The 26,330-nt window shown below is 69.2% G+C and carries 25 protein-coding genes, 1 tRNA gene and 1 pseudogene; 17 read left to right on the top strand and 10 right to left on the bottom strand.

The window, feature by feature from the left end; all coding sequences use genetic code 11:
* Positions 1–76: 76 nt before the first annotated feature.
* From DFR74_RS10295 to DFR74_RS10290, 3 genes are all read left to right on the top strand, one after another.
* The gene (locus tag DFR74_RS10295; RefSeq protein ID WP_084537752.1) at positions 77–2,230 is read left to right on the top strand and encodes a UvrD-helicase domain-containing protein; all 2,154 of its coding nucleotides are present in this window, start codon (positions 77–79) and stop codon (positions 2,228–2,230) included.
* Positions 2,231–2,339: 109 nt separating this feature from the next.
* Positions 2,340–2,690 (top strand): hypothetical protein, encoded by a 351-nt coding sequence (locus DFR74_RS35310; protein ID WP_147265775.1) that lies wholly within the window; start codon positions 2,340–2,342, stop codon positions 2,688–2,690.
* Between the two features lie 139 nt (positions 2,691–2,829).
* Positions 2,830–3,120 carry a WhiB family transcriptional regulator gene (locus DFR74_RS10290; protein ID WP_067509991.1) on the top strand — a complete coding sequence of 97 codons (291 nt, stop codon included), beginning with the start codon at positions 2,830–2,832 and terminating at the stop codon, positions 3,118–3,120.
* Positions 3,121–3,330: 210 nt separating this feature from the next.
* Here DFR74_RS10290 and DFR74_RS10285 read toward each other — a convergent pair whose 3' ends face one another.
* The 3 genes from DFR74_RS10285 to DFR74_RS10275 all read right to left on the bottom strand — a co-directional run bounded on the left by DFR74_RS10285 (position 3,331) and on the right by DFR74_RS10275 (position 7,086).
* Positions 3,331–4,677, bottom strand: a complete 1,347-nt coding sequence (locus DFR74_RS10285) for an ABC1 kinase family protein (protein ID WP_084537751.1) — start codon at positions 4,675–4,677, stop codon at positions 3,331–3,333.
* 55 nt (positions 4,678–4,732) lie between these two features.
* Entirely contained in the window at positions 4,733–5,596 is an 864-nt protein-coding gene (locus tag DFR74_RS10280) for a hypothetical protein (protein WP_067509990.1), read from the bottom strand.
* An 89-nt stretch (positions 5,597–5,685) separates the two neighbouring features.
* Positions 5,686–7,086, bottom strand: a complete 1,401-nt coding sequence (locus DFR74_RS10275) for a zinc-dependent metalloprotease (protein ID WP_067509988.1) — start codon at positions 7,084–7,086, stop codon at positions 5,686–5,688.
* A 163-nt stretch (positions 7,087–7,249) separates the two neighbouring features.
* On the opposite strand from DFR74_RS10275, the gene DFR74_RS10270 reads away from it, so the two are divergent.
* Entirely contained in the window at positions 7,250–8,275 is a 1,026-nt protein-coding gene (locus DFR74_RS10270; RefSeq protein ID WP_195126212.1) for a YlbL family protein, read from the top strand.
* Positions 8,276–8,282: 7 nt separating this feature from the next.
* Here DFR74_RS10270 and DFR74_RS10265 read toward each other — a convergent pair whose 3' ends face one another.
* Positions 8,283–8,864: a PPA1309 family protein gene (locus tag DFR74_RS10265; RefSeq protein ID WP_067509986.1), complete on the bottom strand. Its 582-nt coding sequence runs from the start codon at positions 8,862–8,864 to the stop codon at positions 8,283–8,285.
* A gap of 172 nt (positions 8,865–9,036) precedes the next feature.
* Between DFR74_RS10265 and DFR74_RS10260 the strand changes: the two genes are divergently transcribed.
* Positions 9,037–12,024, top strand: a complete 2,988-nt coding sequence (locus DFR74_RS10260) for a UPF0182 family protein (RefSeq protein WP_067509984.1) — start codon at positions 9,037–9,039, stop codon at positions 12,022–12,024.
* Positions 12,025–12,103: 79 nt separating this feature from the next.
* On the opposite strand, the gene DFR74_RS10255 is transcribed toward DFR74_RS10260, so the two are convergent.
* Positions 12,104–12,640 (bottom strand): transglycosylase family protein, encoded by a 537-nt coding sequence (locus DFR74_RS10255; protein WP_067509982.1) that lies wholly within the window; start codon positions 12,638–12,640, stop codon positions 12,104–12,106.
* 443 nt (positions 12,641–13,083) lie between these two features.
* On the opposite strand from DFR74_RS10255, the gene DFR74_RS10250 reads away from it, so the two are divergent.
* The 7 genes from DFR74_RS10250 (at position 13,084) to DFR74_RS10215 (ending at position 17,871) form a co-directional block, all read left to right on the top strand.
* A tRNA-Met gene (locus tag DFR74_RS10250) sits at positions 13,084–13,157 on the top strand.
* Positions 13,158–14,109: 952 nt separating this feature from the next.
* Entirely contained in the window at positions 14,110–14,460 is a 351-nt protein-coding gene (locus tag DFR74_RS36620; RefSeq protein WP_198161754.1) for a saccharopine dehydrogenase family protein, read from the top strand.
* Positions 14,457–14,729, top strand: coding sequence for a hypothetical protein (locus DFR74_RS36615; protein ID WP_198161753.1), 273 nt, complete (start codon positions 14,457–14,459; stop codon positions 14,727–14,729). Before DFR74_RS36620 ends, DFR74_RS36615 begins: the two co-directional genes overlap by 4 nt.
* A gap of 256 nt (positions 14,730–14,985) precedes the next feature.
* Positions 14,986–15,825, top strand: coding sequence for an SH3-like domain-containing protein (locus DFR74_RS10230; protein WP_067509979.1), 840 nt, complete (start codon positions 14,986–14,988; stop codon positions 15,823–15,825).
* Between the two features lie 52 nt (positions 15,826–15,877).
* The gene (gene scnC, locus DFR74_RS10225) at positions 15,878–16,591 is read left to right on the top strand and encodes a thiocyanate hydrolase subunit gamma (RefSeq protein ID WP_067509977.1); all 714 of its coding nucleotides are present in this window, start codon (positions 15,878–15,880) and stop codon (positions 16,589–16,591) included.
* Positions 16,592–16,674: 83 nt separating this feature from the next.
* Positions 16,675–16,956: an SH3-like domain-containing protein gene (locus DFR74_RS10220; protein ID WP_113975050.1), complete on the top strand. Its 282-nt coding sequence runs from the start codon at positions 16,675–16,677 to the stop codon at positions 16,954–16,956.
* Between the two features lie 429 nt (positions 16,957–17,385).
* On the top strand, positions 17,386–17,871 hold the full coding sequence (locus tag DFR74_RS10215) for a potassium transporter TrkG (RefSeq protein ID WP_232331771.1): 486 nt from the start codon (positions 17,386–17,388) through the stop codon (positions 17,869–17,871).
* A 115-nt stretch (positions 17,872–17,986) separates the two neighbouring features.
* On the opposite strand, the gene DFR74_RS10210 is transcribed toward DFR74_RS10215, so the two are convergent.
* The 3 genes from DFR74_RS10210 to DFR74_RS10200 all read right to left on the bottom strand — a co-directional run bounded on the left by DFR74_RS10210 (position 17,987) and on the right by DFR74_RS10200 (position 19,721).
* Positions 17,987–18,562 (bottom strand): TerD family protein, encoded by a 576-nt coding sequence (locus tag DFR74_RS10210; RefSeq protein WP_067509971.1) that lies wholly within the window; start codon positions 18,560–18,562, stop codon positions 17,987–17,989.
* A 33-nt stretch (positions 18,563–18,595) separates the two neighbouring features.
* The gene (locus tag DFR74_RS10205; RefSeq protein ID WP_147265774.1) at positions 18,596–19,030 is read right to left on the bottom strand and encodes a hypothetical protein; all 435 of its coding nucleotides are present in this window, start codon (positions 19,028–19,030) and stop codon (positions 18,596–18,598) included.
* Between the two features lie 91 nt (positions 19,031–19,121).
* Positions 19,122–19,721: a TetR/AcrR family transcriptional regulator gene (locus DFR74_RS10200; protein WP_067509967.1), complete on the bottom strand. Its 600-nt coding sequence runs from the start codon at positions 19,719–19,721 to the stop codon at positions 19,122–19,124.
* A 47-nt stretch (positions 19,722–19,768) separates the two neighbouring features.
* Here DFR74_RS10200 and DFR74_RS10195 point away from each other — a divergent pair, with 47 nt between their 5' ends.
* Positions 19,769–20,935 (top strand): DUF418 domain-containing protein, encoded by a 1,167-nt coding sequence (locus tag DFR74_RS10195; protein WP_170160729.1) that lies wholly within the window; start codon positions 19,769–19,771, stop codon positions 20,933–20,935.
* Positions 20,932–21,966: a hypothetical protein gene (locus tag DFR74_RS10190; RefSeq protein WP_067509963.1), complete on the top strand. Its 1,035-nt coding sequence runs from the start codon at positions 20,932–20,934 to the stop codon at positions 21,964–21,966. Before DFR74_RS10195 ends, DFR74_RS10190 begins: the two co-directional genes overlap by 4 nt.
* A 173-nt stretch (positions 21,967–22,139) precedes the next feature.
* Here DFR74_RS10190 and DFR74_RS10185 read toward each other — a convergent pair whose 3' ends face one another.
* Positions 22,140–23,480 carry a lipase family protein gene (locus DFR74_RS10185; protein ID WP_067509961.1) on the bottom strand — a complete coding sequence of 447 codons (1,341 nt, stop codon included), beginning with the start codon at positions 23,478–23,480 and terminating at the stop codon, positions 22,140–22,142.
* Positions 23,481–23,696: 216 nt separating this feature from the next.
* On the opposite strand from DFR74_RS10185, the gene DFR74_RS10180 reads away from it, so the two are divergent.
* Entirely contained in the window at positions 23,697–24,176 is a 480-nt protein-coding gene (locus tag DFR74_RS10180; protein ID WP_067509959.1) for a DUF2231 domain-containing protein, read from the top strand.
* Positions 24,177–24,329: 153 nt separating this feature from the next.
* On the opposite strand, the gene DFR74_RS10175 is transcribed toward DFR74_RS10180, so the two are convergent.
* On the bottom strand, positions 24,330–25,133 hold the full coding sequence (locus DFR74_RS10175; RefSeq protein ID WP_067509957.1) for a nuclear transport factor 2 family protein: 804 nt from the start codon (positions 25,131–25,133) through the stop codon (positions 24,330–24,332).
* 116 nt (positions 25,134–25,249) lie between these two features.
* Here DFR74_RS10175 and DFR74_RS10170 point away from each other — a divergent pair, with 116 nt between their 5' ends.
* Both DFR74_RS10170 and DFR74_RS36610 read left to right on the top strand, forming a co-directional pair.
* The gene (locus DFR74_RS10170; RefSeq protein WP_067509955.1) at positions 25,250–26,041 is read left to right on the top strand and encodes a phosphatidylethanolamine N-methyltransferase family domain-containing protein; all 792 of its coding nucleotides are present in this window, start codon (positions 25,250–25,252) and stop codon (positions 26,039–26,041) included.
* Positions 26,042–26,139: 98 nt separating this feature from the next.
* Positions 26,140–26,330 (top strand): annotated as a pseudogene (locus DFR74_RS36610) (hypothetical protein); the annotation flags it as partial.

The following is a 26,330-nucleotide window of genomic DNA, read 5'->3' as shown; positions in this document are numbered from 1 at the left end:
CGGCGATTTATGGCGTGTCGCACTCGGCGTGTCTTCGTCGGGCGCGGGGCGGGTGGCCGTGTCGGCGGGGACTGCCATGATGGACGCCGTGCCCGCCTTCGCTCTCGATGCCCTCGATCCCGAACAGGCGGCCGCCGTGCAGGCGCCGCGCGGGCCGGTGTGCGTGCTCGCGGGCGCGGGCACGGGCAAGACCAGGACCATCACCCATCGCATCGCGCACCTGGTGTCGGCGGGACACGTCAAACCCGACCAGGTGCTGGCGGTCACGTTCACGGCGCGCGCGGCCGGGGAATTGCGGGGCCGGTTGCGCGCGCTCGGGCTGGGCGGCGAGGCCAACCAGGTGCAGGCGCGCACCTTCCACGCGGCGGCGCTGCGGCAGTTGAAGTACTTCTGGCCGCAGGTCGTCGGCGAGGTGCCGTGGCGGCTGCTGGACACGAAGTTCCAGGCGGTCGCGCGCGTCGCGCACGCCGCCGGGCTCTCGGCCGCCACCGACAGCGTGCGCGACCTGTCGAGCGAGATCGAATGGGCCAAATCCTCGCTCGTCGCGCCCGAGGACTACCCGGCCGCCGCCGCGAGACACCACCGCGAGCCCCCCTACGACGCGCAGCGCGTCGCCGAGGTCTACGCGGCCTACGAGAAGCTGAAGACCACGCCGGAAGGGCTGCTGCTCGACTTCGACGACCTGCTCCTGCACACCGCCGCCGCGCTCGAGGACTTCCCGTCGGTCGCCGACGAATTCCGGGGCAGGTACCGGAGTTTCGTGGTCGACGAGTACCAGGACGTCACGCCGTTGCAGCAGCGCGTGCTCGACGCCTGGCTGGGCGAGCGCGACGACCTCACCGTGGTGGGCGACGCCAACCAGACGATCTACTCGTTCACGGGCGCCACACCCGCCTACCTGCTCGACTTCTCGCGCCGTTTCCCCGACGCCACGGTGGTGCGGCTCGAACGCGACTACCGGTCCACACCGCAGGTGGTGTCGCTGGCCAACCGGGTGATCGGCGCGGCGCGCGGTCGCATCGCAGGCACCCGCCTGCAACTGATCGGCCAACGCCCCGACGGGCCCGAACCCGAGTTCGCCGAATACGACGACGGTCCCGCCGAGGCCGCCGGTGTCGCCCGCCGCATCACGAAGCTGATCGAGGCCGGCACCCCCGCGGCGGAGATCGCGGTGCTGTACCGGATCAACGCCCAGTCCGAGGCCTACGAGCAGGCGCTCACCGAACGCGGCATCCCCTACCAGGTGCGCGGCGGCGAGGGGTTCTTCCAGCGCGCGGAGGTCAAACAGGCGGTCAGCTTGCTGCGGCAGGCGGCGGCGCGCGACGACCTGCCCGAACGCGCCACCCGCGGAACCGACCTGGTCACCCTGGTGCGCGCCGCGCTCGCCCCGGCCGGGCTCACCGCCGAGGAGCCGGCGGGCGCGCAGGCCAGGGAACGCTGGGCCTCCCTCGTCGCGCTGGTCCAGCTCACCGAGGAACTGGTCGAACACGACGCCGAGCTGGAACTGCCCGGCCTGCTGCGCGAGCTGGCCGCCCGCGCCGAGGCCCGGCACCCACCGACCGTGCAGGGCGTCACGCTGGCCTCCCTGCACGCCGCGAAGGGCCTGGAGTGGGACGCGGTGTTCCTCGTCGGGCTGTCCGACGGCACCGTGCCGATCGCGCACGTGCTCGCCGACGACGGATCGGTCGCCGATTTCGCCGCACTCGAGGAGGAGCGCAGGCTGCTCTACGTCGGCGTGACGCGGGCCCGCGTGCACCTGCGCCTCTCGTGGGCGCTCGCGCGCGGGGAGGGCGGCAGGCGCACCCGCCGCCGCTCCCGCTTCCTCAACGGCCTGGTCCCCGACGATTCCCCGGCCTCGCGGGTCGCGTCGGCGGCGGGGCGCACCGAGCCGAAAGGGGTGCGCCCGACCTGCCGGGTCTGCGCGAAACCTCTCATCGGCACTTACGCCACCATGCTCGGCCGTTGCCGCCGCTGCCCCGCCGAACTGGACGCCGCGCTGCTGGCGGCGCTGAAGGAGTGGCGGGCGGAGAAGGCCGAGGCCCTGCGCGTCCGCGAGTTCGTGGTGTTCACCGACACCACGCTCACAGCGATCGCCGAGCAACTGCCCGCCGACGACGCCGCGCTCGCCGCGATCCCCGGGATCGGCGCGAAGAAGATCGTGGACTACGGCGCCGACGTGCTGGCGATCGTGGCGTCGCGAGTACGGTCCACATCACAAAACCGCAGGTAGAAAATAGGTTGTCGGTTCTTCCGACATTGCCTATGGTGGGAATCACGCACTGGGAGGGCATTCCGGTGCGCTCGGATACGACACTACGAGTACAGGAGGGAGGCGGACAGTGAACGACAACATCGCGAATCTCGGCGTGAAATGCGCTGCGATGAATGCTGCTGCCTCCCGGGGGATCCTCGCTATGCAGGGGATCGGTATGTCCTCGGTCGGAGATTTCGGATTCGGTACGCCGGTGCAGAGTGCGCCGGCGCATCTGCCGCTCCCACTGATTCAGGACGAGCCCAAGGGAGGCTGGCGCCCCGTCTTCGGTGCGCCCGCAGGCGATTTCGCCCGCGAAGCCGGCTATGAGCCCGCGCTGCTGCCCATTTCGGCAGACGCCGGGGTCCAGGCGGCACGTCTCCGCACCGCACACCCCGCGACCGTGCTCAGAGATCGACACCCATGTCGAACTAGGTAGGGACTCTCTCCCCACCCTCTGGCCACGGATCGCACGAAGCGAAACCCGTGGCCAGTATTTTTAAGCGGCCCTTCAGCCGATTGCCACCGGTTTCGTGGAGAAACGAACAAACCGCTGCATACGAGCTGAAGGAGAACACGTGTTCCCCGCAGAGAACTGGCCAGAGGCCACCGCTGCCACCCGAGAGGTCACCGCGGTCCTGCCCTGTCGCGCCGGAGACCCCGATCTCTGGTTCGCGGAGAGCCCGATCCAGTTGGAGCAGGCCAAGGCGCTGTGCGCGTCCTGCCCGATCCGCAAGGGCTGCCTGACGGCGGCCATGGACCGGCGCGAGCCGTGGGGCGTCTGGGGCGGTGAGATCTTCGACCAGGGTGTCGTGATCGCCCGCAAGCGTCCGCGTGGTCGCCCGCGCAAGGTCGCGGTCCCGGCATGAGTGCCGGATCCGCCCGCGACAGCGCGCGAATTCAGTCAGGGTCGGCGCTCATGCCGTGCATGGGCGCCGGCTCGTTCACTTCCCTCCCTCCGGGCGTTGACGCCCCACCGTCCGCACCGGACGGCACGCGGGCTCAGGAACGAGAAAGCAGACGAGCCGCTCACCTCGAGATCAGGTGGGCGGCTCGTTTGCGTTGCGGGGGAGCGGGATTCAGCTGGCCGAGCGTTCGTCGCGCAGGCCGGGCAGCCAGGTCGCGGCCAGCTGCATGAAGGGGAGTTCGGCGTCGAGCTGGGCCAGGATGCCCACCGATCCGCCGAGGACCCGGAAGATCATCACGTGTTCGGCCGGAAGTTGCAGCGCCCGTGCCGTTTTCATCTCCTGGGAAGTGAAGTCCGTGGCCTTGCCCGCGACCCGCTGCATCCACCTGCGGGTGAAGTGGAACGACTCGGTCCGGATCGGATCGGCGAAAGGCCGCAAATAGTCGGCGATTTCGGCGTGCGTGACCGTGCGGCCGGGGATCACCCAGCCGTGGTCGTACAGCAGCCGGGTGAGCGCGTCGTAGTCCTCGTCCGCCGCCAGCGCCAGCATCCGCCCGAGCACTTCGGGGAAACCGTTCGGCAGCGGCGCGCAGGCGCCGAAGTCGATGACGGCGAGCTTGCCGTCGCGCAGCATCATGAAGTTGCCGGGGTGCGGGTCGGCGTGCAGCAGCCCTACCGTCTCGGGTGACGAGAAGTGGAAGTGGCCCATCAACAGGCCCACCTTGTTGCGCAGGACGTGCGTGCCCTCCGGGTCCTCCTGGCCCGCCTTGATGATCTGGGAGACGGGGGTGCCGTCCAGCCATTCGGTGACGATCACCTTCGGCGCCGAGGCCACCACCTTGGGCACCACGATGTCGGGATGGCCGTCGAACGCCTTCGCGAACGCGCGCTGGTTCGCCGCCTCGTTGCGGTAATCCAATTCTTCTTCGGTGCGTTCGGTGATCTCGGCGAGGATCGGCTTCACATCGGCGCCCGGGATCACCGACGAGATCAGGCCCGTCATCCGCGACAGCGTCTTGAGATCGGCGCGCAGCGCCTCGTCGGCGCCCGGGTACTGCACCTTCACCGCGACCGCGCGGCCGTCCGACCACACCGCCTTGTGCACCTGGCCGATGCTGGCCGAGGCCGACGGGGTGTCGGAGAAGGAGCGGAAACGCTGCCGCCACCCGGTGCCGAGCTGCTGGTCCAGCACGCGGTGCACGGTCTCGGCGGGCATCGGGGGTGCGGCGGCCTGCAACTTGGTGAGGGCGTCGCGATAGTGCTCGCCGAACTCCTCCGGGACCGCGGCCTCCATCACGCTCAGGGCCTGCCCGAACTTCATCGCACCGCCCTTGAGCTCGCCCAACACGGTGAACAGCTGTTCGGCGGCCTTCTGGTTGAGCTTGGCGTTGATCTCGGACTTGTCCCCGCCCGCCAGCTTCTTGCCGAATCCGACGGCGGCCCGTCCGGCGATCCCCAAGGGAATCTTGGCTAACTTGGCGTTGCGGGATGAGCTACGGCGCACGATCTCGGACACCACCCCATCATGGCGGACGAGTGGGTGGATATGCCATGGCAAATCCGAGTTCTCACTCTCACATCGCCGCCGCGGCGCCGAGTGCGCGACACCCGCAGTCGGGGTGCGGGGCCCAGTGGCGGCGCTGGAGCACCTGCGAATCCAGGTCCAATTCCAGGGTGGCGTCGAGGGTCGCGGGGGTGCGTTCGGCCGAGCAGGCGACGATCGCCTCGAGTTCGCCGAGGGCCAGCGCGGCGGTGGCGGCCGTCGCTGCGGGGGAGGCGTGACCGACCCGTCCCAGCAGCTGAGCGGCCAGATGCGGCCAGGCCGGATCGAGGTCGGCGCGGGTGAGATCGTGGCAGCGCAGGCAGCTGGTGGCGCCGGGCAGCACCAGCGGCCCGACGAGGCCCTTCCCGTCGCGCACCCGGACCTGGAGGTGGGGTAGGCGGTGCACCACGAGTGCGCCGACGAACCGGGGATCGGCCACCACGGCGTCGGTGAGCACGACCAGATCGGCGCGCGGCGCGGTGGCGGACAGCCTCGGCGTGTCCTCGTTGGTGCGGGTGGCGCGCACGGCGACGCGGCGCAAACCGGCGGTGATCGCGTCCGAGAGCGGCCCGCGCCCGTGGACGCGCACGGTGGTGATCCGGTCGGCGTCGCTCCTCGGGTGGAGCAGCAAACCGGCGGCATCGATCGCGTCGAGCAGGGTCTCGGCGCGTTCGGCGGGGACGCCCACCTCACCGGCCAGCCACAGGATCTGCGGACGGGTGTGCAGGCCGTCGAGCAAGCGCAGGAAGCCCAGCACGGCCTGGGTGTCCAGATCCGGGGGATCCAGCGCGACGGCGCGCTCGGGATCCCAGCCGAGCTGGACGGTGCCGGAGGGGCGGACCAGGACGGTCACCCGGGGATGCAGCATCGGGCCCTGCGTGCGCGTTGTCGTCATGCCAGGAGTATGCGGAGCCGCGCCGGCCCTACCGTCCGCGAAAACCCTTGTTATCCCCAGGATTCGCGGTGTTCACAACCGGGTGTGGATCAGGACGCGTCCGAGTCCTTGCCGAGGTCGGGGCCCTGGTCCCGGTCGCCCTTCTCGCTCTCGGCGCGCTCGCGGGCCTCGGTCTCGGCCAGCTGTGCGAGCGGATCGTCGAACGCCGTGGTGCCGCCGCCGATCACCGAGTCGATGAAGCCGGCGGGAGAGTCGAGATCCTCGGAATCGGGCAGCAGATCCGGGTGCGCCCACACGCCGTCGCGCGCCTCCATGCCCGCGTCGGTGGTGAGCCTGCGCCACAGGTCGGCCGCCTCGCGCAGCTTGCGCGGGCGCAGTTCCAGGCCGACCAGGGTGGCGAAGGTCTGTTCGGCGGGCCCGCCGGTGGCGCGGCGGCGGCGCAGCGTCTCGGCCAGCGCGCCCGCGCCGGGCAGCCGGTCGCCGACGGCCTCGGCCACGACCACCTGCACCCAGCCCTCGATCAGAGCCAGCAGGGTCTCCAGCCGCTCCAGCGCCTGCTTCTGCTCCGGGGTGGTCTGCGGTTCGAACGCGCCCTGGGAGAGGATCTCCTCCAGCTTGGACGGATCGGTCAGCGACATAGGGTCGATGCCCTGGGCGGCCTGCTCCAGCGCCGAGAAATCCATCCGGATACCGCGCGCGTAGTCCTCGACGGCGCCGAGCACCTGCTGGCGCAGCCACGGCACATGCCCGAACAACCGCTGGTGGGCGGCCTCGCGGGCGGCCAGGAAGACCATGATCTCGCTCTCGGGCTGCTCGAGCCCGGCGCTGAATTCCGAGATCGCGGCGGGCAGCAGCGCGGCGGTGCCGCTCGGGCCCAGTGGCAGGCCGATATCGGTGGAGGTCAGCACCTCCTTGGCGAGCTGGCCGAGGGCCTGGCCCAGCTGCGAACCGAACGCCAGGCCGCCCATCTGGCCGAGCATGCCCATCATCGGCCCGGCGAGTTCGCGTGCCTCCGGGGGCAGTTGCGAGGTCCACATGCCCGCGATCTGCTCGGCCACCGGATCGCACAGGCGCTTCCAGGTGGTGAGCGTCTCCTCGATCCAGTCGTTCGGCGTCCAGGCGACGGTCTTGGTCGCGCCCGCGGGCAGCGTGGTGGCGCCGTCGAGCCAGAGTTCGGCCAGGTGCGCCGCGTCGGCGATGGCCTGGCCGGTGCTCGCCGAGACGGGGGCGATGGCGGCGCCGAGCTGCTGGCGGGCCAGCCGCTTGGCCACGTCGTAGTTCACCGGGCCGGACTGGCCGGAACCGGATTGGCCCATGCCGCTGAGCATTTGGCCCAGCGAGGTCAGCATCTGGCCCAGCTGCGAGGGGTCGAACCCGCCCGCCGCGCCGAAACCGAACGGATCGTTCGCACCGGGACCGATGGGTTCCTCACGGCGCTTGCGCGCGTCATCGTCATCACGGTTCGAGAATCCGAACGGGAAGTCAGTCATGCTTCCAACGTTACGCGGATACCACACGCGCGCGATCCGCGGTGGGCCAGCACACGCCGCGTACGCCGGGATTACGCGCACAGCGAAACCGCGACGGCGCGCCACGCGCCGAACTCGCCGCCTGCGGCGCCGGGATCGGGGGACGATCATTATCGTTGGCGGGGTGAATCGTCGGATCCTCACTCTCCTGGCCGCGCTCGTCCCCGTGCTCGTGCTGGGTGTCATCGGCACCGTGGTCAAGGTGCCGTTCGTCGCGCTCGGCCCCGGACCCACCTTCAACACCCTCGGTGAGGTGGACGGCAAGGCGGTGGTCGAGGTGGTCGGCGTCGAGGTCGACCCCACCACCGGCAACCTCAACATGACCACGGTGGCCGTGCGCGACGGGTTGAACCTGTTCGAGGCGTTCGGGCTGTGGCTCAGCGGTCAGCACGGCCTGGTCCCGCGCGCCGAGGTGTACCCGCCCGGGGTGCCGCGCGAGGAGATCGACCGCTCGAATCAGCAGGAGTTCAAGGATTCCGAGGGCCAGGCCGAGGTCGCGGCGCTGAAGTTCCTGGACCTGCCGACCGTGGTGCTGGTGCGCGAGGTGGGCGACGAAGCGCCCGCCAAGGACATCCTGATGCCCGGCGACGAGCTGATCAGCGTCGACGGCGCGCCGATCGCCACCCCCGCCGACCTGGTGCAGGCCGTGTCCACGCGCGCGCCCGACACGCAGCTGACGCTCGTGGTGCGCCGCGAGGGCCAGGAGCGCACCGAGACCGTCACGCTCGGCGCGCGCCCCGACGATCCGGCCAAGGGCTACCTCGGCGTCACGCCCGGCGAGGGCGCGCGCCCGCCGATGGAGGTCACCTTCAACCTCGCCGATATCGGCGGTCCGTCGGCGGGCCTGATGTTCAGTCTCGCCCTGATCGACAAGCTGAGCCCCGGCGAGCTCGACGGCGGCAAGTTCGTGGCGGGCACCGGCACCATCGACGGCGAGGGCAAGGTGGGCCCGATCGGCGGCATCCAATACAAGATGGCCGCCGCGCGCGAGGCGGGCGCGGAGACGTTCCTGGTCCCCGCGGCCAACTGCAACGAGGCCCGGCAGCGCACGCCCGACGGGTTGCGCCTGGTCAAGGTGGAGAATCTGGACGGCGCGGTGCAGGCGCTGAACGCGATCAACACCGGCGCCGAGGCGCCCAGCTGCGGCTGAACCCGTCTCAGTCCAGCGTGTGGCGCAGCGCGTCGAGCACGTTGGGCGCCAGGTTCGGGTAGGTGCGCAGGTCGAGATCGCCGAAGTCGTCGGCATCCTGGTCGGGCTTCAGTTGCAGCAGCGCCAGGCCCGCGCCCTCCCGCAGCACCGCCGCGAACAGCCGCGCCTGCCTGCGCTCCGGATGGGCCTCGGCGGCCGCGCGACCCGCGGCGTCGGCCGCGTCGGCATCGGCGAGCAGCGGGGCGAGCGCGTCGTCGAGGGTGCTTTCCGCGTCGGGCGGCAGCACCACGATCTCCTGCACCAGCACGCAGCCACGCACCGCGGGCGGCCAGCTGGTGGTCGCGAGGAATTCGTCGAGCGCCATCGAGCCGCCGGTGATGTCCTCGGGCAGCGGTTCCTGCGCGATCGGGGTGAGCTCGTCGCCCTGGTCGAGCTGATCGAGCAGGCTCGGCTCGGCGGCGACCAGGTCGGCGGTCGGCACCAGCGCGAACATCTGCGGCGGCCGTCCCCAGCCCTCGGCGTGGGCGTACTCCGCGACCTCGCGGATGGCGCGGGACAGGACGAGTTCGGCGTGCAGATCTGCGGTCACCGGGACATCCTCGCATCACCGATCCGGCCCGCTGCGAGGCCCCGGCCACACTCGGATGTCCGTTTTCCGTAGAGTGGCAGCGTGACGGTCCGCAAGGGCCGAACCGCAACGTCGAATGCGGCGCACCGGCCGGAATCGGTGCGGGCGCCGCCGGACCCTGGAGTGTGGCACCGTGGGCATGCGGCCCCCAACAGGCTTACCTTCGTTGTCCCGGCGCAGTCGCGTGCTGCTGGTGGCGGCCACCATCGTGGCGGTGTTGCTGCTGCTGGGGCCCCGGATGATCGAGACCTACACCAACTGGCTGTGGTTCGGTGAGGTCGGCTTCCGCGATGTGTACCTGACCGTGCTGTGGACACGTGTCCTACTGTTCGTAGTGGTGGCGGTGATCATCGGCTTGGTGGTATGGCTGGCGCTGCTGCTCGCCTACCGGACTCGGCCGGTGTTCGTGCCGGTGGTCGGTCCCAACGATCCGATCGCGCGCTACCGCACCACCGTGATGAGCAAACTGAAGCTCTTCGGCATCGGAATCCCGGTGCTGTTCGGTGTGCTGTCCGGCTTGGTCGCCCAGTCGAACTGGGTCACCGTGCAGCTGTTCCTCAACGGCGGCTCGTTCGACGAGCGCGACCCGCAGTTCGGCCTCGACGTCGGCTTCTACGCCTTCGACCTGCCGTTCTATCGGATGGTGGTGAACTGGCTGTTCGTCGCCGTCGTCATCGCGTTCTTCGCCAACCTGGTGACTCAGTATGTCTTCGGCGGCCTGCGGCTGAGCGGGCGCGACGGCACCCTCACCCGGCCGGCTCGCATCCAGCTGGCCGTGATCGCCGGACTGTTCGTTTTGCTCAAGGCGGTGGCCTACTGGTTCGACCGCTACGAGCTGCTGTCCAGCTCGCGTAAGGAACCCACCTTCACCGGCGGCTCCTTCACCGATATCAATGCGGTGCTGCCCGCCAAGCTGATCCTGTTGTCCATCGCGGTGATCTGCGCGGTGGCGTTCTTCGCCGGAATCGTGCTGCGGGATCTGCGGGTGCCCGCCATGGCGGCGGCGCTGCTGGTGCTGTCCTCGATCCTGGTCGGCGCGGTGTGGCCGCTGGTGGTGGAGCAGTTCTCGGTGCGCCCGAACGCGGCCACCAAGGAGAGCGAGTACATCCAGCGCAATATCGCCGCGACCAGGCAGGCGTACGGCATCACCGACGACAAGATCGAGTACCAGGACTATCGCGGTGAGAGCGCGAAGAGTCCGCTCGACGTTCCGGTCGACGCGGCCACCATCGGCAACGCCCGCCTGCTCGACCCGAACATTCTCTCGCCCACGTTCACCCAGCTGCGCCAGCTGAAGAACTTCTACGGGTTCCCTGAGGCTCTCGACATCGACAGGTACAAGCTGAACGGTGAGGTGCAGGACTACATCGTCGCGGCGCGTGAGCTGAATCCGACGGCGCTGACCGGCAACCAGACCGACTGGATCAACAAGCACACCGTGTACACGCACGGCAACGGCTTCGTCGCGGCGCCCGCCAACCGGGTGAACAAACCGCAGACCGAGGACCCGAACGCCACCGGCGACTCCAGCGACAGCGGCTACCCGATCTTCATCGTGAGCGACCTGTTCACCCCGGAGGAACGGCAGCTGATCAAGGTCGAGCAGCCGCGCATCTACTACGGCGAGCTGATCGCCCGGTCCGATCCGGACTACGCGATCGTCGGCGGCGTCGAGGGCCAGGCGCCCCGTGAGTACGACTCGGACGTCGCGCAGTACACCTACACCGGTCAGGGCGGCGTGTCGATCGGCAACTGGTTCAACCGGCTGGCTTTCGCGTCGAAGTACGCCGAGCGCAACATCCTGTTCTCCTCGGCCATCGGGGAGGACTCCAAGATCATCTTCCACCGCAGCCCGCGTGACCGGGTGCAGAAGGTGGCGCCGTGGCTGACCGCCGACGGCAACGCCTACCCGGCGGTGGTGGACGGACGGATCGTCTGGATCGTGGACGCTTACACGACCCTGGACAGCTACCCGTACGCGCAGCGGACCTCTCTGGACGGCGCCGTCGAGGACAGCATCGATCAACGCACGGGCCGGTTGCTGCCGCGCAAGGAAGTCAGTTACATCCGCAACTCGGTGAAGGCCACCGTCGACGCCTATGACGGCACGGTGACCCTGTACGAGGTGGACTCCTCCGATCCGGTGCTGCGGGCATGGCGCGGGGTGTTCCCCGAAGCGGTGAAGGACGAGAGCGAGATCTCGCCCGAGCTGCGCGAGCACTTCCGCTACCCCGAGGATCTGTTCAAGGTCCAGCGCGAGATGCTGACGAAGTACCACGTGAACGATCCGCGTGAGTTCTTCACCAATAACGCGTTCTGGTCGGTGCCGAGCGATCCCACCACCGAGGGCGGCAACTTCAACCAGCCGCCGTACTACGTGCTGCTGGGCGACAAGGAGACCAACAAGCCGGTCTTCAACCTGACCAGCGCGATGGTGGGTTACAACAGGCAGTTCCTCTCGGCCTACATCTCGGTGCGCTCCGACCCGGAGGACTACGGCAAGTTCACGATCCTGCGCTTGCCGACCGACACCCAGACCCAGGGTCCGCAGCAGACGCAGAACACGATGACGACGGCGCCACGGGTCTCGCAGGAGAAGACCCTGCTGTCCAACTCGAACAAGATCAGATACGGCAATCTGCTGACCCTGCCGATCGCCGACGGCGGCATCCTCTACGTCGAGCCGTTCTACAACGAACGCAACACCGGTCCGAACACGGCCACCTTCCCGCAGTTGCTGCGCGTGCTGGTGAGCTACCGCGACGCGGCGGGCAGTGTGAAGGTCGGTTACGCCTCGACGCTGGCCGAAGCGCTCAACCAGGTGATACCGGGTGCGGGCGCGCTGGCCACGCCGTTCGGCGGTGATCCGGCGACGCGCCCGAAGCCGGGTGCGGCGCCGCCGGTAGAGGGCGCCACCCCGCCTCCCGCCGGCGAGACACCGCCCGCGAACGGGACGGCGCCGCCCGCGACCGCCCCGGACAAGGAGGCAGCGGCCGCGGAACTGGATCGCAAGATCGAGGCCGTGCGCGCCGCCATGCGCTCGGGCAACTTCGAGGACTTCGGCCGCGCGCTGGAGGAATTGGAGACCGCGGTCAACGCCTACCAGGAGGCCGGTCGCTGACCGGGTGATCCGCCGGAAACGCCGAACGGCGCCGTCATCACAGGATGACGGCGCCGTTCGCGTTCGGCGGTGAGTGCGATCAGCCGCCGATCGAGTCCAGCAGGCCGGCGTTCTGCTCCAGCAGCTGCTGGTACTGGCCTTCGACGCCGTACTGCTTGGCCAGATCCGACCCGACGGCCTTGGCCTGGTCGATGAGGGCCTGGGTGCCCTGCGGGGCAGGGGCGGGCAGCGCGGGAGCCACGGGCTCCGGCTCCGGCTCGGGCTGCGGCTCGGCGGCCTGCAGGTAGCGGCCGCAGGTCGGCCACGCGCCGACACCCTGGGTCTTCAGCACGTTCTCCGCGACGCGGATCTGCTCTTCCTTGCTCGCATTGTGCGCGTAGCCGGTGCCACCGTGCGAGGTCCAGGTGCTGTGCGAGAACTGGAGGCCACCGTAGTAGCCGTTACCGGTGTTGATGCCCCAGTTGCCACCGCTCTCGCACTGGGCGACGCCGTCCCAGTTGTAGGCCGGAGCGGCCGACGCCGTGGCGGACAGGGCGAGCGGAGCGGCCACCAGCGCGCCGGTGAGGGCGGCCAGGCCGAAGGCACGAGTGCTGCTGATCTTCCGGTTGTCGGACATGGTGTTTCCCTCCCCGCGCCCACCGCGCCGGCGAGGTCGTCGCCGCGTCCCTGCCCCCGGGAGGTCGGGGATCCTCGAACCGCGGGGCAGGGGTCACAGCGGTGTTCGGCGATTCGAGTTCGAGCCCATCACGGTTGATCCGGGCCGCGATCCGAACGGTAGCCAAGAATTCCCCGCAGATCACATCTTGATAACTACCGGAATTGTCTGAAACACATGACTCGAATTCCGGTGTATATGCAGGTGGGAAACGCCTCTAGTGGTGGTTATGGTCGTCATGTTATCAACCCGTTATGTGTGTGAGATCACCACGAAATAGTGGCGGCGGTCACGTTTGAACACCCGATTCGGGGCGATCGGGCCGGGCTCGGCGCCCCAACCGCCCGGCCCGACAGGCGATTTGCCATCCCCGCGCACCCGTGTGTAATGTGGTGTTCACCCGACGCGGGGTGGAGCAGCTCGGTAGCTCGCTGGGCTCATAACCCAGAGGTCGCAGGTTCAAATCCTGTCCCCGCTACTAGACGGAAAGGCCCGGAACCATCAGGTTCCGGGCCTTTTCGTTGTGTGCGGTCGGCGGAGCGTTCTGGTTTCGGCGTGTGGGTCTGGGAAGATCGGTGCCACTGTCTCGGGTGGGAACCAGCTCGACCGCATTGTCCACGTGCACTCGGCCTTCCAAGGGGCGTACACCGCGAGGAAGGCCGGGTGTGGGCGCTGTGCGACTCGGTGCGGCTCGAGTTGCGACACCTCGGCGTCGGTGTGGGCAGTGCGCACCCGACGTTCTTCCGAACCCCGATGATGGACTTCGTCCACGCCGATCCCGCCGGAAACGTCCTGTGGGGCGGCGACAGTGGCGGACTGTGGAAGATAGTCGCGCTGGAAACTGTCGTCGCCGATATCATCTCGGGATCGAACAGCGCGCCGACCTCCTCCTCGTCCCCAGGGCCGACGCGCTGTCCGCCCGCGTCCCCGGCCTCATCCGTCCGATCGTCGATCGAATCGGATTCCGGCGGCAACACTATTCGCGAGGCCCTGGCCCTGGCGGCACCCGCCCCGAACCGATGACGCACCTGCGCATCCCTCCGAAGGAGAACGACCGGACGACCGGACGAATCGTTCTACTGGGCACCACCGACTACCCGGGAGGGCTGGTACTCGACGCCTTGCTGCGCCGGGACGGGAAACCTGTGGTGGCGGGGCGCAATCGCGAGGCATCGGGCGCTCGCCCCGTTCGAGCGTTTCAGCTACATCGTCGCGCGGGCCGCCGCCGAATCCGGTGCGCACTACATCGATTCCACGGGTGAGGCGGGCTTCGTGCTCGCGCTGCGCAGGCAGTTACACGAGCGGGCCCACGCCGCCGGATCGCTGATGCTGCCCGCCTTCGGGTACGACTACGTGACGGGATTCTCGCTGCGACTCTTGCCGGATTGCAGGGCGGTGCGGGGGTCCGGTCGATCGACGTCGGCTGTTTCGTGACCGGCCCACTCTGGCGCGGGCTCGGTCCGGGCACCCGCACCACCGTGCGCGACGGTCTCACGCTGCCCACGCCGCGGTGGCGCGACGGCCGTCTGGTCGAGGAGCGCACGGCCTCCGAGGTGCGTGGCTTCTCCGTACTGGGCGCCCGTCGCAACGCTTTTCTGGTCTCGGGCACCGAAGTGCCGACATTGCCCGCGACCTTCCCGAATCTCGGCAACGTCACCGTCTACAACGGATGGTGCCCCGCCCCTCGCCCGGCCGACCTCGGCCCTGTCGGCGTTCGCGTCGGTGGCGTCCCGGAATCGTCTGGGGCGCGGGGCTGGTCGACATCGCGACCCCTCCGATGATCGGACCCGCCGGTGGCCCCGACACCGCCGAACGCGCCCGCACCCGCTCCTACGTCGTCGCCGTCGCGTCCCCGGCATCCGCTCCGCCGGCGGAGGTCCGCGTCGAAGGCCCCAGCGCCTACAGCTTGACCGGCGAGCTGATGGCCTGGGCGGCACGGCGCCTGGCCACGACGCCGCCGACCGCCTCCGGCGTCGTCGGTCCGGTAGCGGGGTTCGGCTTCGAGACCCTGCGGCAGGGCCGCACCGAAGTCGGTCTCACACAGGTCTGATCGGGCGTCCGCTCGCGGCATGGCGCGCGGGCCGATGCCGAGCCCGGCGACTTGCGGCATACCCGCCGCTCGTGGCGCGGTTTTGCGGGAAATGCCACCTCGGGCCGTGTGGCGGGCATAAATTCGAGAGTGTGACGCGCATCGCACTATGGATCGCGCGACCGGGTATCCGCGACGAATGCCGCCCGGGCCGTCGACGGGTTGACGCTCGATAGATCTCCGATAGCTGCCCGACCTTCGCCAGGAAGGAGTCACTATGAGTACGGCGGCAGAGCGAGCTGCGCAGCTGGAACTGGTGGCCCGGCTGAAGTCCTCGTATCCCGAGCTCCCGGATGCGCCGACCCCAGATCTCATCGATCACGCGCGGTTTCGCGCCTATCTGAAGACCGTTCACGATGTCGGCGGTGAGCCGGACTCGCCCATGACGTACCAGAACAAGCAGTACGAGGTATGGGAGCACAACACCTATGTGCTCTGCGAAGTGCTCGCCTGGCGCGGGATCTGGCTCTCGGAGGAGCGGCGCCGCATGGGCAACGTGGATGTCGGTCGCGCCATCTATCTCGGCCTGCCGTACTACGGGCGCTGGCTGCTGGCCGTCGCCCGAGTTCTCGTCGAGAAGCACCACATCGGTCTGGGCGAGCTGAGCGAAAGAATGGTGGAGGTTCAGCAACGGTATGCGGGCGGCCTCGCCGGTAAGACCTTGGCGGCGCGACCCAAGTTCCACGGTGACGGCTCACGGATCGAACGCAACGACCATCACATCCGTGCCGTCGGAAAAGGCGACCCGCAGGTCTTCGCGGGCCGGGCGGGAGAGCCCGGATTCCGCACCGGTGACCCCGTTGTCGTTCGTGACATGCCCGCACTGCTGTATACGCGCACACCGGAGTACGTCCGTGGTGCCACAGGCGAGATCGCGTCGGTCGCTTACGAGAGTCCAGCGGCCGAAGACGAGACATGGGACCGTCCCGATGCGCAGCCGGAGTGGTTCTACGTGGTGCGATTCAGACTCTCCGACCTGTGGTGCGGCTACGCAGGGCCTGCCACGGACACTTTGCAGACCGAACTCCCCGAACGCTGGCTCGAGCCTGCCGCCTGAAGCTCGCGGTCAGCGCATCGAACCGATCGGCGCAGCGACAGAAAGGGATCCCATGACCGAACACGACCACGATCATGAGCGGACGATCGCGCCGATGGTCGATGAGGTGACCGATTTCGAAGTTCTGGAGATCGCACTGCGTGAACTGTGTATCGAGAAGGGCATTTTCACCGCCGAGGAACATCGCCGATTCACCGAGTTCGCCGAGCAGATCGGTCCGGCACCCGCGGCGCACCTGGTCGCACGGGCCTGGCTCGACCCCGACTTCAAAGCACTCGCCCTGGCCGAGCCGATGACCGCGAGCAAAGAAGTCGGGGTGGACTGGCTCGAACCCACGGGATTCGGGACGCCGAGCGATTTCACCGCCTTCGAGATCCTCGAGGACACGCCGGAACTGCATCATGTGATCGTGTGCGCGCTGTGTTCCTGCTACCCGCGCCCGATTCTCGGCAATTCACCGGAGTGGTATCGCACCCCGAACTATCGTCGTCGGCTGGTGCGCTGGCCGCGTCAGGTTCTGGCGGAGTTCGGGCTGAACCTGAGCGACGATATCGCCATCCGGGTGCAGGACTCCAATCAGAAGCACCGGTTCATGGTGATGCCGGTGCGTCCGGAAGGCACCGACGGATGGGATGAGGATCAGCTCGCCGCAATCGTCACGCGGGATTGCCTGATCGGCGTCGCGCTGCCGAAGCCCGGTGTCACGAGCAACGTCATCACTGACACTCGCCCCGCTGTGCACCCGGTCGACGGAAGGAACACCTGATCGTGAGCACTCCGGACTCTTCGTCTGCCCCCGCGTACGCGTCACTGCGCAGTATTGTGGCACGTAATCAGGTATGGCCTCGGATGGCGGCCGAGTATGGGGTCGACAACCCGGTCCCGCCCTGGAAGACGAGCTTGGACGGTATGTGCGACGCTCTCGACAGAGCGCGCTGCGCTCAGGGTGTTCCCGATTTCGCGGAGCGACGCGACGCGGAGGATTCGCTGTCGGCGACGGTGTACGCCGGCCTGCCCTACCCCGAGAGCCAGCTCGTCGCCCTGGCACACACGATGGTGGCACGCGGTGTCATCGACGAGGCGGAACTTCAGCAACGAATGGACTCGGTCCGGGCCCGATTGGAAGCGTGAAGCGACTTCGCCACCGGTGCCTCTGGCGCACCGGTGTGGTCATCACACCGTCGACCGGCGTCCGGCCTGGGCGCGGCCCGCTGTGTCAGTCTTGATGTAATCCTCACGGTCCACGGACCAAGTGTTCGGGCGAAAGCAGCTCGAGCTCGCCGATCGTGGCTTCACGAACAGCGATGGCGGGGCCGCGGGCCGGGGCTCCCGCCGCTCGGGCGATTCCGCGTTTCTCACAGACCCGTGCGGTCGGCTGGGCGCCGCGGTGGGCTTACGTTCTGAGCATCCATCGGGACCGCTCGCCGTGGCGCGCCGGTGGGTGACCGAAGCCCGCCGTCCCGCGCGGCTGGTCGTTTCGGATTCGGGGCCGCGACCGCGGTCGGCACCGTCCTGCTGATGATGCCCTTCGCCACCGAGTCCGGCGAAGTCACGGGCCCGGTGGTCGCGCTGTTCACCGCGGTCTCGGCGGTGTGCGTGACCGGGCTCGTCGTGGTGGACACGGCGAGCCATTGGTCTTTGTTCGGTGAGGTGGTCATTCTGGGGCTCATCCGGATCGGCGGCCTAGGGACCATCACCCTCGCCTCGTTGCCAGGGCTCCTGGTAGCGCGGCGTATGGGTCTGCGGATGCAGTTGATCGCGCAGACGGAGGCGAGAACGCTCCAGCTCGGCGAGAGCGAACGCATGGTGGTCGGCGTCCTCCGGATGAGTCTGCTGATCGAGGCGATCGTCGCGACGGTACTCGCCGTCCGATTCTGGCTCGGATATGACCAGTCGATCGGCCGGGCCATCTACCTGGGCGTCTTCCACGCGGTCTCGGAGTACAACAACGCCGGTCGCGCTGTACTCCGACAGTGTGATGGGGTTCGCCACCGACCCGTGGATCATCGTACCTACGAGGTGGAGCGCTTCGCGGATCTGACCTGAACATGGCGAACCGCCAGCGTGATCCGCGCGGCGGGAGTCCATCACGTGTCGCGGCATCGCCCGGCGGCCACCTTGGGGGTGGGGCGATGCCGCGCGGGTCGGGGAACTCGACGGATCAGATGTTGACGCCGTAGTCGCGTGCGATGCCCGCCAGGCCGGAGGCGTAGCCCTGGCCGATGGCGCGGAACTTCCATTCGGCTCCGTTGCGGTACAGCTCACCGAACACCATCGCGGTTTCGGTGGACGCGTCTTCGGTGAGGTCGTACCGCGCGAGTTCGGCGCCGGTAGCGCGGTCGACGACTCGGATGTAGGCGTTGCGGACCTGGCCGAAGGACTGCTGGCGGCTGTGGGCGTCGTGAATGGAGACCGGGAAGAAGATGTTGGTGATCGTCGGCGGCGTGGCGGCGAGGTCGACGTTGATCACCTCGTCGTCGCCGTCGCCCTCACCGGTGAGGTTGTCGCCGGTGTGCTCGATGGTGCCCTCCGGCGAGCGCAGGTTGTTGTAGAAGACGAAATGCTGGTCGGAGAGCACCTTCTGGTTCGAACCGGTTGCCAGGGCGCTGGCGTCCAAGTCGAAATCCGCGCCGGTCGTCGCCCGGACATCCCATCCCAGTCCGACGGCCACCGCGGTCAGATTCGGCGCCTGCTTGGACAGCGAGACATTCCCGCCCTTCGCCAACGTCACACCCATGATCGTCTCCTCCGATCGAAGTTCATCTGCCGATCACGGCCATGTTCCGGGGTCGGTCATCGACTTGGCCAACGATAGTGGGAGGACGCCGCGGTCGGTCATCCGCCTGAACCGCGGGCCCGGGTCCGCCGCTGGGGTGTCCGGCTGTTCGATGACCCTGCCGCCCCCAGGTCCGATCGGCGCGCGCCGGGGGATCGGTGGCGACGAATCGGCCGGCCCCGCCCGGGGAACACAGCGACCGTCGCAGAGTTGCGAGTTCCCGAGCTGGTCCGCGATCCGGATGATGTTGCGCTGCAACGCGAGAAGTTCGATCAGGTCGCGATTCAGCGGAATGTCTTGTGCCCGGACGCCGCCCGCGGTGCGCACTGCTTCGGCATGCGCGTCGAATATCGCGTTGCGCAATCGCGAGGCAAAAGATTCGTGCTTCGGGTCCGGCCGGATCTGTGGCTCCCCCTTGCCGTGTGTCACACCTTCGACAATAGCCGTCCGACGACCACGCGCCCGCGCCGTACTCGAGCGATGCGGTCCGGTCATGTGCAAAGGTATGCGGCGCCCCAGGTCAGGGCGCGTTGTCGAGCAGTTCGGCGAGCAGGCGGTGGAACACCGGGATTTCGCGCGCCGCGTCGAACGAGGCGTCCGCCGCGACGCGGCCCGCCAGACCTTCCAGCAGGACCATGATCCAGGCGGCCAGGCGTTCGGGTTCCAGGTCCGTGCCGATCTGGCCCGCCTCGGCCGCCGCGCGGGCACGGGCGGTCAGGTTCGTGCGCACCACGGCGTCGTCGGCGGCCAGCGCCGCCGCGATCCCCGGGCGGTGCATCAGGCCGCCCACCACCCGGATGAAATCCGGGGCGCGGGGATCGGCCAGTTCGGCCACCGCGTGCTCGGCGTACTCGGCCAGCACCTGGCGATGATCGGTTCGGTCGGCGCGCTGGGCGAAGAACTCTCCGATCTCCTCGGTGCCCAGTTCGACGGCGGCCACCACCAGGGAGTCCTTGGTGGGGAAGTAGTGGAAGAAGGTGCCCGAGCCGATGCCCGCAGTCTTGCAGATCATCGCCGTGGTGGCGCCGTCGTAGCCGTGCTCGGCCAGGACGCTCAGGCCCGCGTCGATGATCTGGAGGCGGCGGGCGCGGTGACGGGCGGGGTCGACGGTTCTCGGCACAGATCAACTCTATTACTAGAGTGGCTACTCTGTTAATGTTGGTAGGTATGCCGGACTCTCCGACCCCCCGCGCCATCGCCGCGCCGGGCCCGATGTCCACCGCCGAACGATCGCTGGCCCCCGATCTCGCGCGCGGTGCGATGCTCTTGTTGATTGCCTTGGCGCACACCAGGATTCTGCATCCGGGAGGCGCCGCGCTCGAGATGCCCGGCGGCCCCGGGCCGGTGGACGACCTCGTGCAGGTGGTGCTGACCACGCTCGTCGACGGCCGCGCGTATCCGATGTTCGCGGCGCTCTACGGGTACGGACTGGTGCAGATCTTCCGGCGCGGCACGGCGCGCGGACAGTCGCCCGATGAGGCGCGGCGCTTGCTGCGCAGGCGGGGCCGATGGCTCGTCGTCTTCGGGATCGCGCACGCCACCTTGCTGTACGCGGGCGACATCCTGGCCGCCTACGGGCTGCTGGCGTTGCTGATGGCCGGTGCGGTGCGGTGGGCGGATCGCCGGTTGGCGGTCGTCGGGATCGCCGGTGCGCTGGCCGGGGCGATGTGGTTCGGGGCCTTGCAGGTGCTGCTCGGCGAGTCCGGTGAACCGCGCCCGCCCGCCGACCTGCTGGTGGGTGCGCTCCAGCGGCTCGGGTCGGTGGTGCTGATCGCGCCCATGAGCGCGGTCATGGCGATCGCGCCGATGATGGCGGGAATCTGGGCCGCGCGCAACGGTTTACTCGACGAACCGTGGCGGCACGTGCGGGTGTTGCGCCGGGTGGCATTGCTCGGGTTGCCCCTCGCCGTCGCGGGCGCGATGCCCATGGTCGCGCGGTTCCTGGGGTGGTGGTCGCCCGATTCCGGGTGGGCGCAGTGGGGTTCCGGCGCGCTGCATACGCTCACCGGGATCGGGGGCGGGCTCGGCTACGCGGCGCTGATCGGGTTGGTGGTCGTGCGGTTGGGTGCGCGGCGCGGACCGGTGACGAACGCGCTCGTCGCCGTCGGCCGGCGGTCCATGACGTGCTACCTGCTCCAGTCCGTGGGCTGGTTCGTGCTCACCGAACCGCTGCTCGGCGACCTCTTCGGCCGGTTGGGCGTCGCGGCCGCGGCGGCCGTCGGCGTCGCGATCTGGCTGCTCACCGTCGGTTTCGCGGTGCTGCTGGCGCGCTACGAACGCCGGGGCCCGGCGGAGACCCTGCTGCGGCGCCTCACCTACCGGGGCGTGCGATGAGCGCGCGTTATCTCGCGGTGGCCCTGCTGTTTTCGCTGCCTCCGCTCACCGCCGAAGTGCTCAGCGGTTACTCGGGCCACGCCACACCCCTCGGCGTGCTGACCGGCGTGCTGATCGCCGGGCCGCTGTACGGGACGGTCGCGGTGCTGATTCGCGAGGTGGGGGTGCGAGCCGGACTCGGCTGGGCGTCGATTCTGCTGCTGTGCGGCGCGTTCGGGCTGGTGCAGGCGGGGCTGATCGACCAAAGCCTGTTGGAACAAGCGCATTTCGCCGATTCCCCGTACTGGACCGGCCTGGCGACCGAGGTGCCGGGTCTCGGCATCGATGTGAGTCAGGTTCTCGTGTTCGTCGGCGGACACCTGATGGTCACCTTCGCCGCCCCGATCGCGTTGGTGGAAGGACTCTTTCCGAGCCTGTCCGGGCAACCCTGGCTCGGCAGGCCGGGTCTCGCGCTGATGGGACTGCTGTACCTGGCCGCCGCCGCGTTGTTCTGCTACGAACTCGCCGTCGCGCCGGGACTGGTCGGCTCCCCGGCCGAGCTGATCGGCGTATCGGCGGTCGTCGCGGCACTCGTCGTCACGGCGTTCGCGCTGCCCCGCCGCGCGGACCGATGGCACTTCGCCGGCGAAAGCTCCGCTCGCGCACCGCATCCCGTGTGGGTCGCGCTGGTCTCCCTGCTGGCGATCGGGGCCCACACGATCTTGCGCGGCCCCGAACCCGTCCTCGGCCCGCTCGCCTGGGCCTGGGTCGCCGCCTCGCTCGCGGTCCTGATTCCCTTGGGCTACTTGCTGTACCGCTGGTCCCGCCTCGTCGGCTGGGGCCGGGCCCAGATTCTCGCGGTCGCCCTCGCCCCGTTGACCTGCACCGCTCTGCTCGCCTTCGCCGTCCCACCCGTCGGCACCGGCGACTGGTCCGCGAAACTGTTGTCCAACACCGTGGTTCTGATGGCCCTGCTCGCCACGTTCGGCTGGGCGTGGGCACGCTCCGAGCGCAGGCGCTCGCCGGCTGGAACGATCCCCCGCGCTGTGTGACGGGGCTGCCCCGAAGTCTCGGCACGTCCCCTCGGCCGCCGAGATGCGGATCGCGCCCGACGCGTCGCGGACGAGGTCCTTCCGCGAGCCTCGGCTTCGATTGGCTGGGACAGGTTTCGCCGGTCACCGACCGTGGTGGCGGGAGTGCGGGGAGCGGCCCGCGAGGGTGACGCTCAGGCGACCGTGCGCTGTCGGACGCGAGTCGCCTCCGGTGTGCGAGGCCCGAACAGCGGCCGGGACAGGACCATTCGCCCCAGCAGCTGGGCGAAACCCAGGTGAGCGCGGACTTCGCGACGACCGAGGGCGACGGACCACACCGTGCTGGTCCCGGCGGGTCCGGGGTCGCGATGCGCGAAGCGGTCGGCCATCCAGTTCATGGTCAGCGGCGCGCTGAGGAACAGCAGGGGCAGGTGCAGGCTGAGCCGGTCGCGGACATAGCGGACGTGGGCGCCCGCGCGGCGATAGCGATCGACGTGCGCGTCCACGTCGGCGACGGCGATCAACTCGTCGTTCACGCCTTGCACCACCAGCACCGGCATCGCCGGGGCGCGCACGCCGGGACGGATGTCGTCGAGGATGTCGCGCATCTCGGGCCGGGCGAGCAGGTCGGCGAACGTCGTGGTGCTGAAATCGTCGATGTTCTTGCGCGCCAGGCGCGGAAGCAGTTCGAAGGTGGTGAGCGACTCGGTGGCCGCGAGCATATCGAGGAACTCGGGGTGCACGTGTTCGCGCAGCACGTGGTTCAGCGCGGGGTAGGCGCGCCGCAGCGCCGCCACGCACACCGTCGCGAACCCCGCGAGCAGCGTCCCGTTGAGCCGCACGAACGCCGACCCGGGATCACCGACCGGCGACCCGGCCACCGCACCCACGATGTTCAGTTCGGGCGCGTACTCGGCCGCCAGTTCCGCCGCCCACGCCGTCGCCAGCCCGCCCCCGGAGTATCCCCACAGGCCCACCGCTGTATCGGACGGCAGTCCCAGCGCGGTGCAGTTCAATGCCGCTCGCACGCCGTCGAGCGCGCGGTAGCCGGGTTCGCGCGCCACCCCGAACTGCCCCGCCATGCCCCCGTGGTCGGGCACCGACACCGCCCACCCGCGCGTGAGCGCGCTGGCGATCACCGGCAGCTCGACCTGCGGGATCGCGCCCAGCGCCCGGGCCCCGCGCCGCAGCGCGTACGACGGAAAACAGCGGGAGGAGACGCCGTCGATCGCGCACTGGAACGACAGCAGCGGGCGTGCCACGGTGGGATCCGCGTCCCACGGCAGCAGCACCGTGGTCACCGCCGCCTCGGGAACACCGTGCAGATCGCAGGTCCGGTAGAGCAGTTGCCAGGCCGAAACCCGTTGCGGCAGTATGCCGAACAGCGCGATCTCCACGCGCCGCGTGCGCAGCACCGTGCCGGGCAGGTGGTGGGCGAGGTCGCCGGACACGCGATAGAACGGATCGTCTTCGAGAACCAGCGGGCGATCCGGATCGGTCAGCGGTAGCGGTTCGGCCGCGATGTCCACGCTCATATCGTGTCGGTCCTTCCTGCGGACCCGTTCGGGGGCGTCGCCGTCCGGCCGGAATCTCCGGTCCTGCACTCGCACTCAACGTAACAACGCGGCGGCGGCGAATTAATAGTCGCGCGCGACAAGGTGTGCGCCGGAACTTCTGACCGCCGCACCGGTGAACCATCCGCCCGCGCGCACCGTGGTCTACGGCAGAGGCCGTCAGCCGAGGAGGCGCCGATGTCGACGATCAACGGTTTGCCCGCGCACGTGCTGCTCGTGCACGGCGTGCTGGTGCTGGTGCCGCTGACGGCGCTGTTGCTGGCCCTGTCCGCCGTGGTCCCCGCCGTGCGCAGGCGGCTGGTCTGGCTGGTGGTGGCGCTGGCGGCGGTCACGGTGGCGCTGACCCCGGTCACCACCCGCGCGGGCGAGGCGCTGGCCCAGCGCTATCCAGAACCGGCCGAAGCGCTGAACACCCACATGGAGCTGGGACAGGTGATGATCTATTTTGTCGTGCCGCTGCTGGTGGTGTCGCTGCTGCTGGCGTTCGCCCACGTGCGCGAGGTGCGCGGCCGCCCACCCGGCCGGGGGCTGACGGTAGCGCTCGCGGTGCTTGCCGTGGTCGTGGCGACGGCGGCGACGGTGCATTGCGTGCGCGTGGGTGATTCGGGCGCGCGGGCGGTGTGGGGCGTGCAGGCATCCCCTTCGATCGGCTCGTAACGGTAGCCGCGAGCTTCCGGCCGCCGCCGCACACGCGCCGCAGGTCGGGACCGGCGCACTCGCGACGGCTTCGGGCATCGAGAACATCGATACGCCGCGACTTTCCTGTCCCCCCTGCGCACGGAGCCGCCAGCGGGGACCTTCATGACGGCTTCAGGCGTCGAGGAACAACGTCACCCGCTCCACCCGCACCCCGCGCGGCGCGAAATCCACGAACACCACGCCCGCCGCCCCGTCGAACGTCACGCTCGCGCTGACCGTGCGCCCGGCGGCGATCAGCTTGTCCCACCGCATGTTTCGCGCGCGATTGGTGAACTCCTCGACCGTGAGCCGCTGCCCCGCGAGCGCCTCGATCACGATGCGCTCGCCGAGCAGACCGCGGACGCGCCCGATATCGGTCTCCGCCGCCGCCTCGAAAAGCTTGCGGGTCAACCGTTTTCCCGCACCCCCGACACCGCGCAGCGCCGACATCATGCCGGCCGCGCCGCCGATCCCGAGGTTGCGCACCAACTGCGGACCGAGAATGGTCCCGGCCAGCACGCCCCGCCCGCCGGTGCGCAGCAGACGCGCGATCATCGTGGGCAGTTCCCAGTGCGCCGCGAGCCGCGTGATGCGCCACCCCGCGCCCGCCTCCACCAGGTCGTAGCGCAGATGCATCGGCACCGTGACGGTCGCGCCCGTGGACATGGTCGTCCGGATGTGCAGGTCCCGCACCACCGTCCGACCGTTCACGAGGTCGCGCTCGACATCGAACGCGATGGTGTTCGGGCCGATGAACGTGTCATAGAAACGGGAGATCGCCTCCCGGCCCACGTGCGCGCGCGAACCGACCGGGTCGTGCACCGCCGCGTCGTCGGTGAACAAGGCCAACCACGCCGATTTGTCGTGCGCGGCCACGGCGCGCGGCGAGGCCTGGACGGCCGCGATCAGGTCCTCGGCGGTCGGGTTCAACGGCATGACGGGTTCCTTCGAGGTCGGGTGGCGCGGCTGCGATCCATGGTAGAACAAGTTCTAATTCCGGCGTCCGGGATCGGCCGTCGGCCTTCCGGAGCCCCGTTCGACAAAGGATCTCGATGGACTGGTACACCGGGAACACCACCTACGACACCGTGCTCGCGATCGGCTTCGGCTTCGCCGCGTTCGTGCTGATCGGCGGGATGTTTGCGCAGAGCCCGTACGGGCGGTTCGCCATCACCAAGGTCGGCTTCAACCTCAATCCGAAGCTCGGCTGGTGGCTGATGGAGATTCCGGCGACCGTGGTGTTCGCGCTGTTCTATCTGACCGGGCCGGACCGGTTCGAGCCGGTGCCGCTCATCCTGGCCGCGATCTGGCTGTTGCACTACGGCAACCGGGGCTGGTTCTTCCCGCTGTCGATCCGGCAGGTGCCGGGCAAGCGCGGCAGTTTCAACGTGTCGGTGCTGGCGGCGGGGATGTTCGTCACCACGTTGCACGGCTACCTCAACGGCGCGTTCTTCAGCCACGACTACAAGAATCAGTACGGCACCGCGTGGCTCACCGATCCGCGGTTCCTGATCGGGCTCGCGATCTACCTCGCCGGGTTCGCGCTGCTGGTCAGCTCGGAGTCGATCGTGCGCAACCTGCGCGACAAGGACGATCCGGGCGCGACCGAGTACCGCATCCCGTTCGGCGGCGGCTTCCGGTTCGTGAGCAGCCCGGCCTACCTGGGCGAACTGATCGCGTGGGCCGGTTTCGCGCTGCTCACCTGGTCGCTGGCAGGCGTGGTCATCTTCCTCATCACGGCGGGCAACCTGGTGCCGCGTGCGTTCGCGACGCACCGCTGGTACCGGGAGAAGTTCGCCGACTACCCCGCCGAGCGCAAGGCGTTGATCCCCGGCGTCATCTGACCCGGACACCTCATTCTGGCAAACGATAACCATTTTCATTAACATGGTGCCCCGGCCGTGCACCCGCGCGGCCGAGGTCTGGATGAGAATTGAGCAGCATGCTGATGAGGAAATCGGTCGCGCCCGCCGCCCTGGCGATCGCCGCGTTGTCGACCGTGACGGCCACCGTGAGCGCGGCCCCCGCCGATGTGGGGGTGATCAATTTTTCGGCGTCGGCTACCGAGACGTCGTCGATCATCTCGATTGATGCGGGGTCGTTGGTGGTCGAGGATCAGGTGGTGAAGATCAA

Source organism: Nocardia puris (assembly GCF_003315035.1).
GTDB lineage: Bacteria > Actinomycetota > Actinomycetes > Mycobacteriales > Mycobacteriaceae > Nocardia > Nocardia puris.
Note: the sequence above shows the minus strand (reverse complement) of the source record. Positions and strands in the feature narration are given on the sequence as shown.

Excerpts from the sequence above, each read along its gene's own strand:
- DFR74_RS10275 (WP_067509988.1), bottom strand. The coding sequence starts at position 7,086 with ATGACTGACTTCCCGTTCGGATTCTCGAACCGTGATGACGATGACGCG.
- scnC (WP_067509977.1), top strand. The coding sequence starts at position 15,878 with ATGACCGAACACGACCACGATCATGAGCGGACGATCGCGCCGATGGTC.
- DFR74_RS10190 (WP_067509963.1), top strand. The coding sequence starts at position 20,932 with ATGAGCGCGCGTTATCTCGCGGTGGCCCTGCTGTTTTCGCTGCCTCCG.
- DFR74_RS10195 (WP_170160729.1), top strand. The coding sequence starts at position 19,769 with ATGCCGGACTCTCCGACCCCCCGCGCCATCGCCGCGCCGGGCCCGATG.
- DFR74_RS10280 (WP_067509990.1), bottom strand. The coding sequence starts at position 5,596 with ATGACGACAACGCGCACGCAGGGCCCGATGCTGCATCCCCGGGTGACC.
- DFR74_RS10295 (WP_084537752.1), top strand. The coding sequence starts at position 77 with ATGATGGACGCCGTGCCCGCCTTCGCTCTCGATGCCCTCGATCCCGAA.
- DFR74_RS10220 (WP_113975050.1), top strand. The coding sequence starts at position 16,675 with ATGGCGGCCGAGTATGGGGTCGACAACCCGGTCCCGCCCTGGAAGACG.
- DFR74_RS10180 (WP_067509959.1), top strand. The coding sequence starts at position 23,697 with ATGTCGACGATCAACGGTTTGCCCGCGCACGTGCTGCTCGTGCACGGC.
- DFR74_RS10210 (WP_067509971.1), bottom strand. The coding sequence starts at position 18,562 with ATGGGTGTGACGTTGGCGAAGGGCGGGAATGTCTCGCTGTCCAAGCAG.
- DFR74_RS10175 (WP_067509957.1), bottom strand. The coding sequence starts at position 25,133 with ATGCCGTTGAACCCGACCGCCGAGGACCTGATCGCGGCCGTCCAGGCC.
- DFR74_RS10230 (WP_067509979.1), top strand. The coding sequence starts at position 14,986 with ATGAGTACGGCGGCAGAGCGAGCTGCGCAGCTGGAACTGGTGGCCCGG.
- DFR74_RS10185 (WP_067509961.1), bottom strand. The coding sequence starts at position 23,480 with ATGAGCGTGGACATCGCGGCCGAACCGCTACCGCTGACCGATCCGGAT.
- DFR74_RS10255 (WP_067509982.1), bottom strand. The coding sequence starts at position 12,640 with ATGTCCGACAACCGGAAGATCAGCAGCACTCGTGCCTTCGGCCTGGCC.
- DFR74_RS36615 (WP_198161753.1), top strand. The coding sequence starts at position 14,457 with ATGATCGGACCCGCCGGTGGCCCCGACACCGCCGAACGCGCCCGCACC.
- DFR74_RS10170 (WP_067509955.1), top strand. The coding sequence starts at position 25,250 with ATGGACTGGTACACCGGGAACACCACCTACGACACCGTGCTCGCGATC.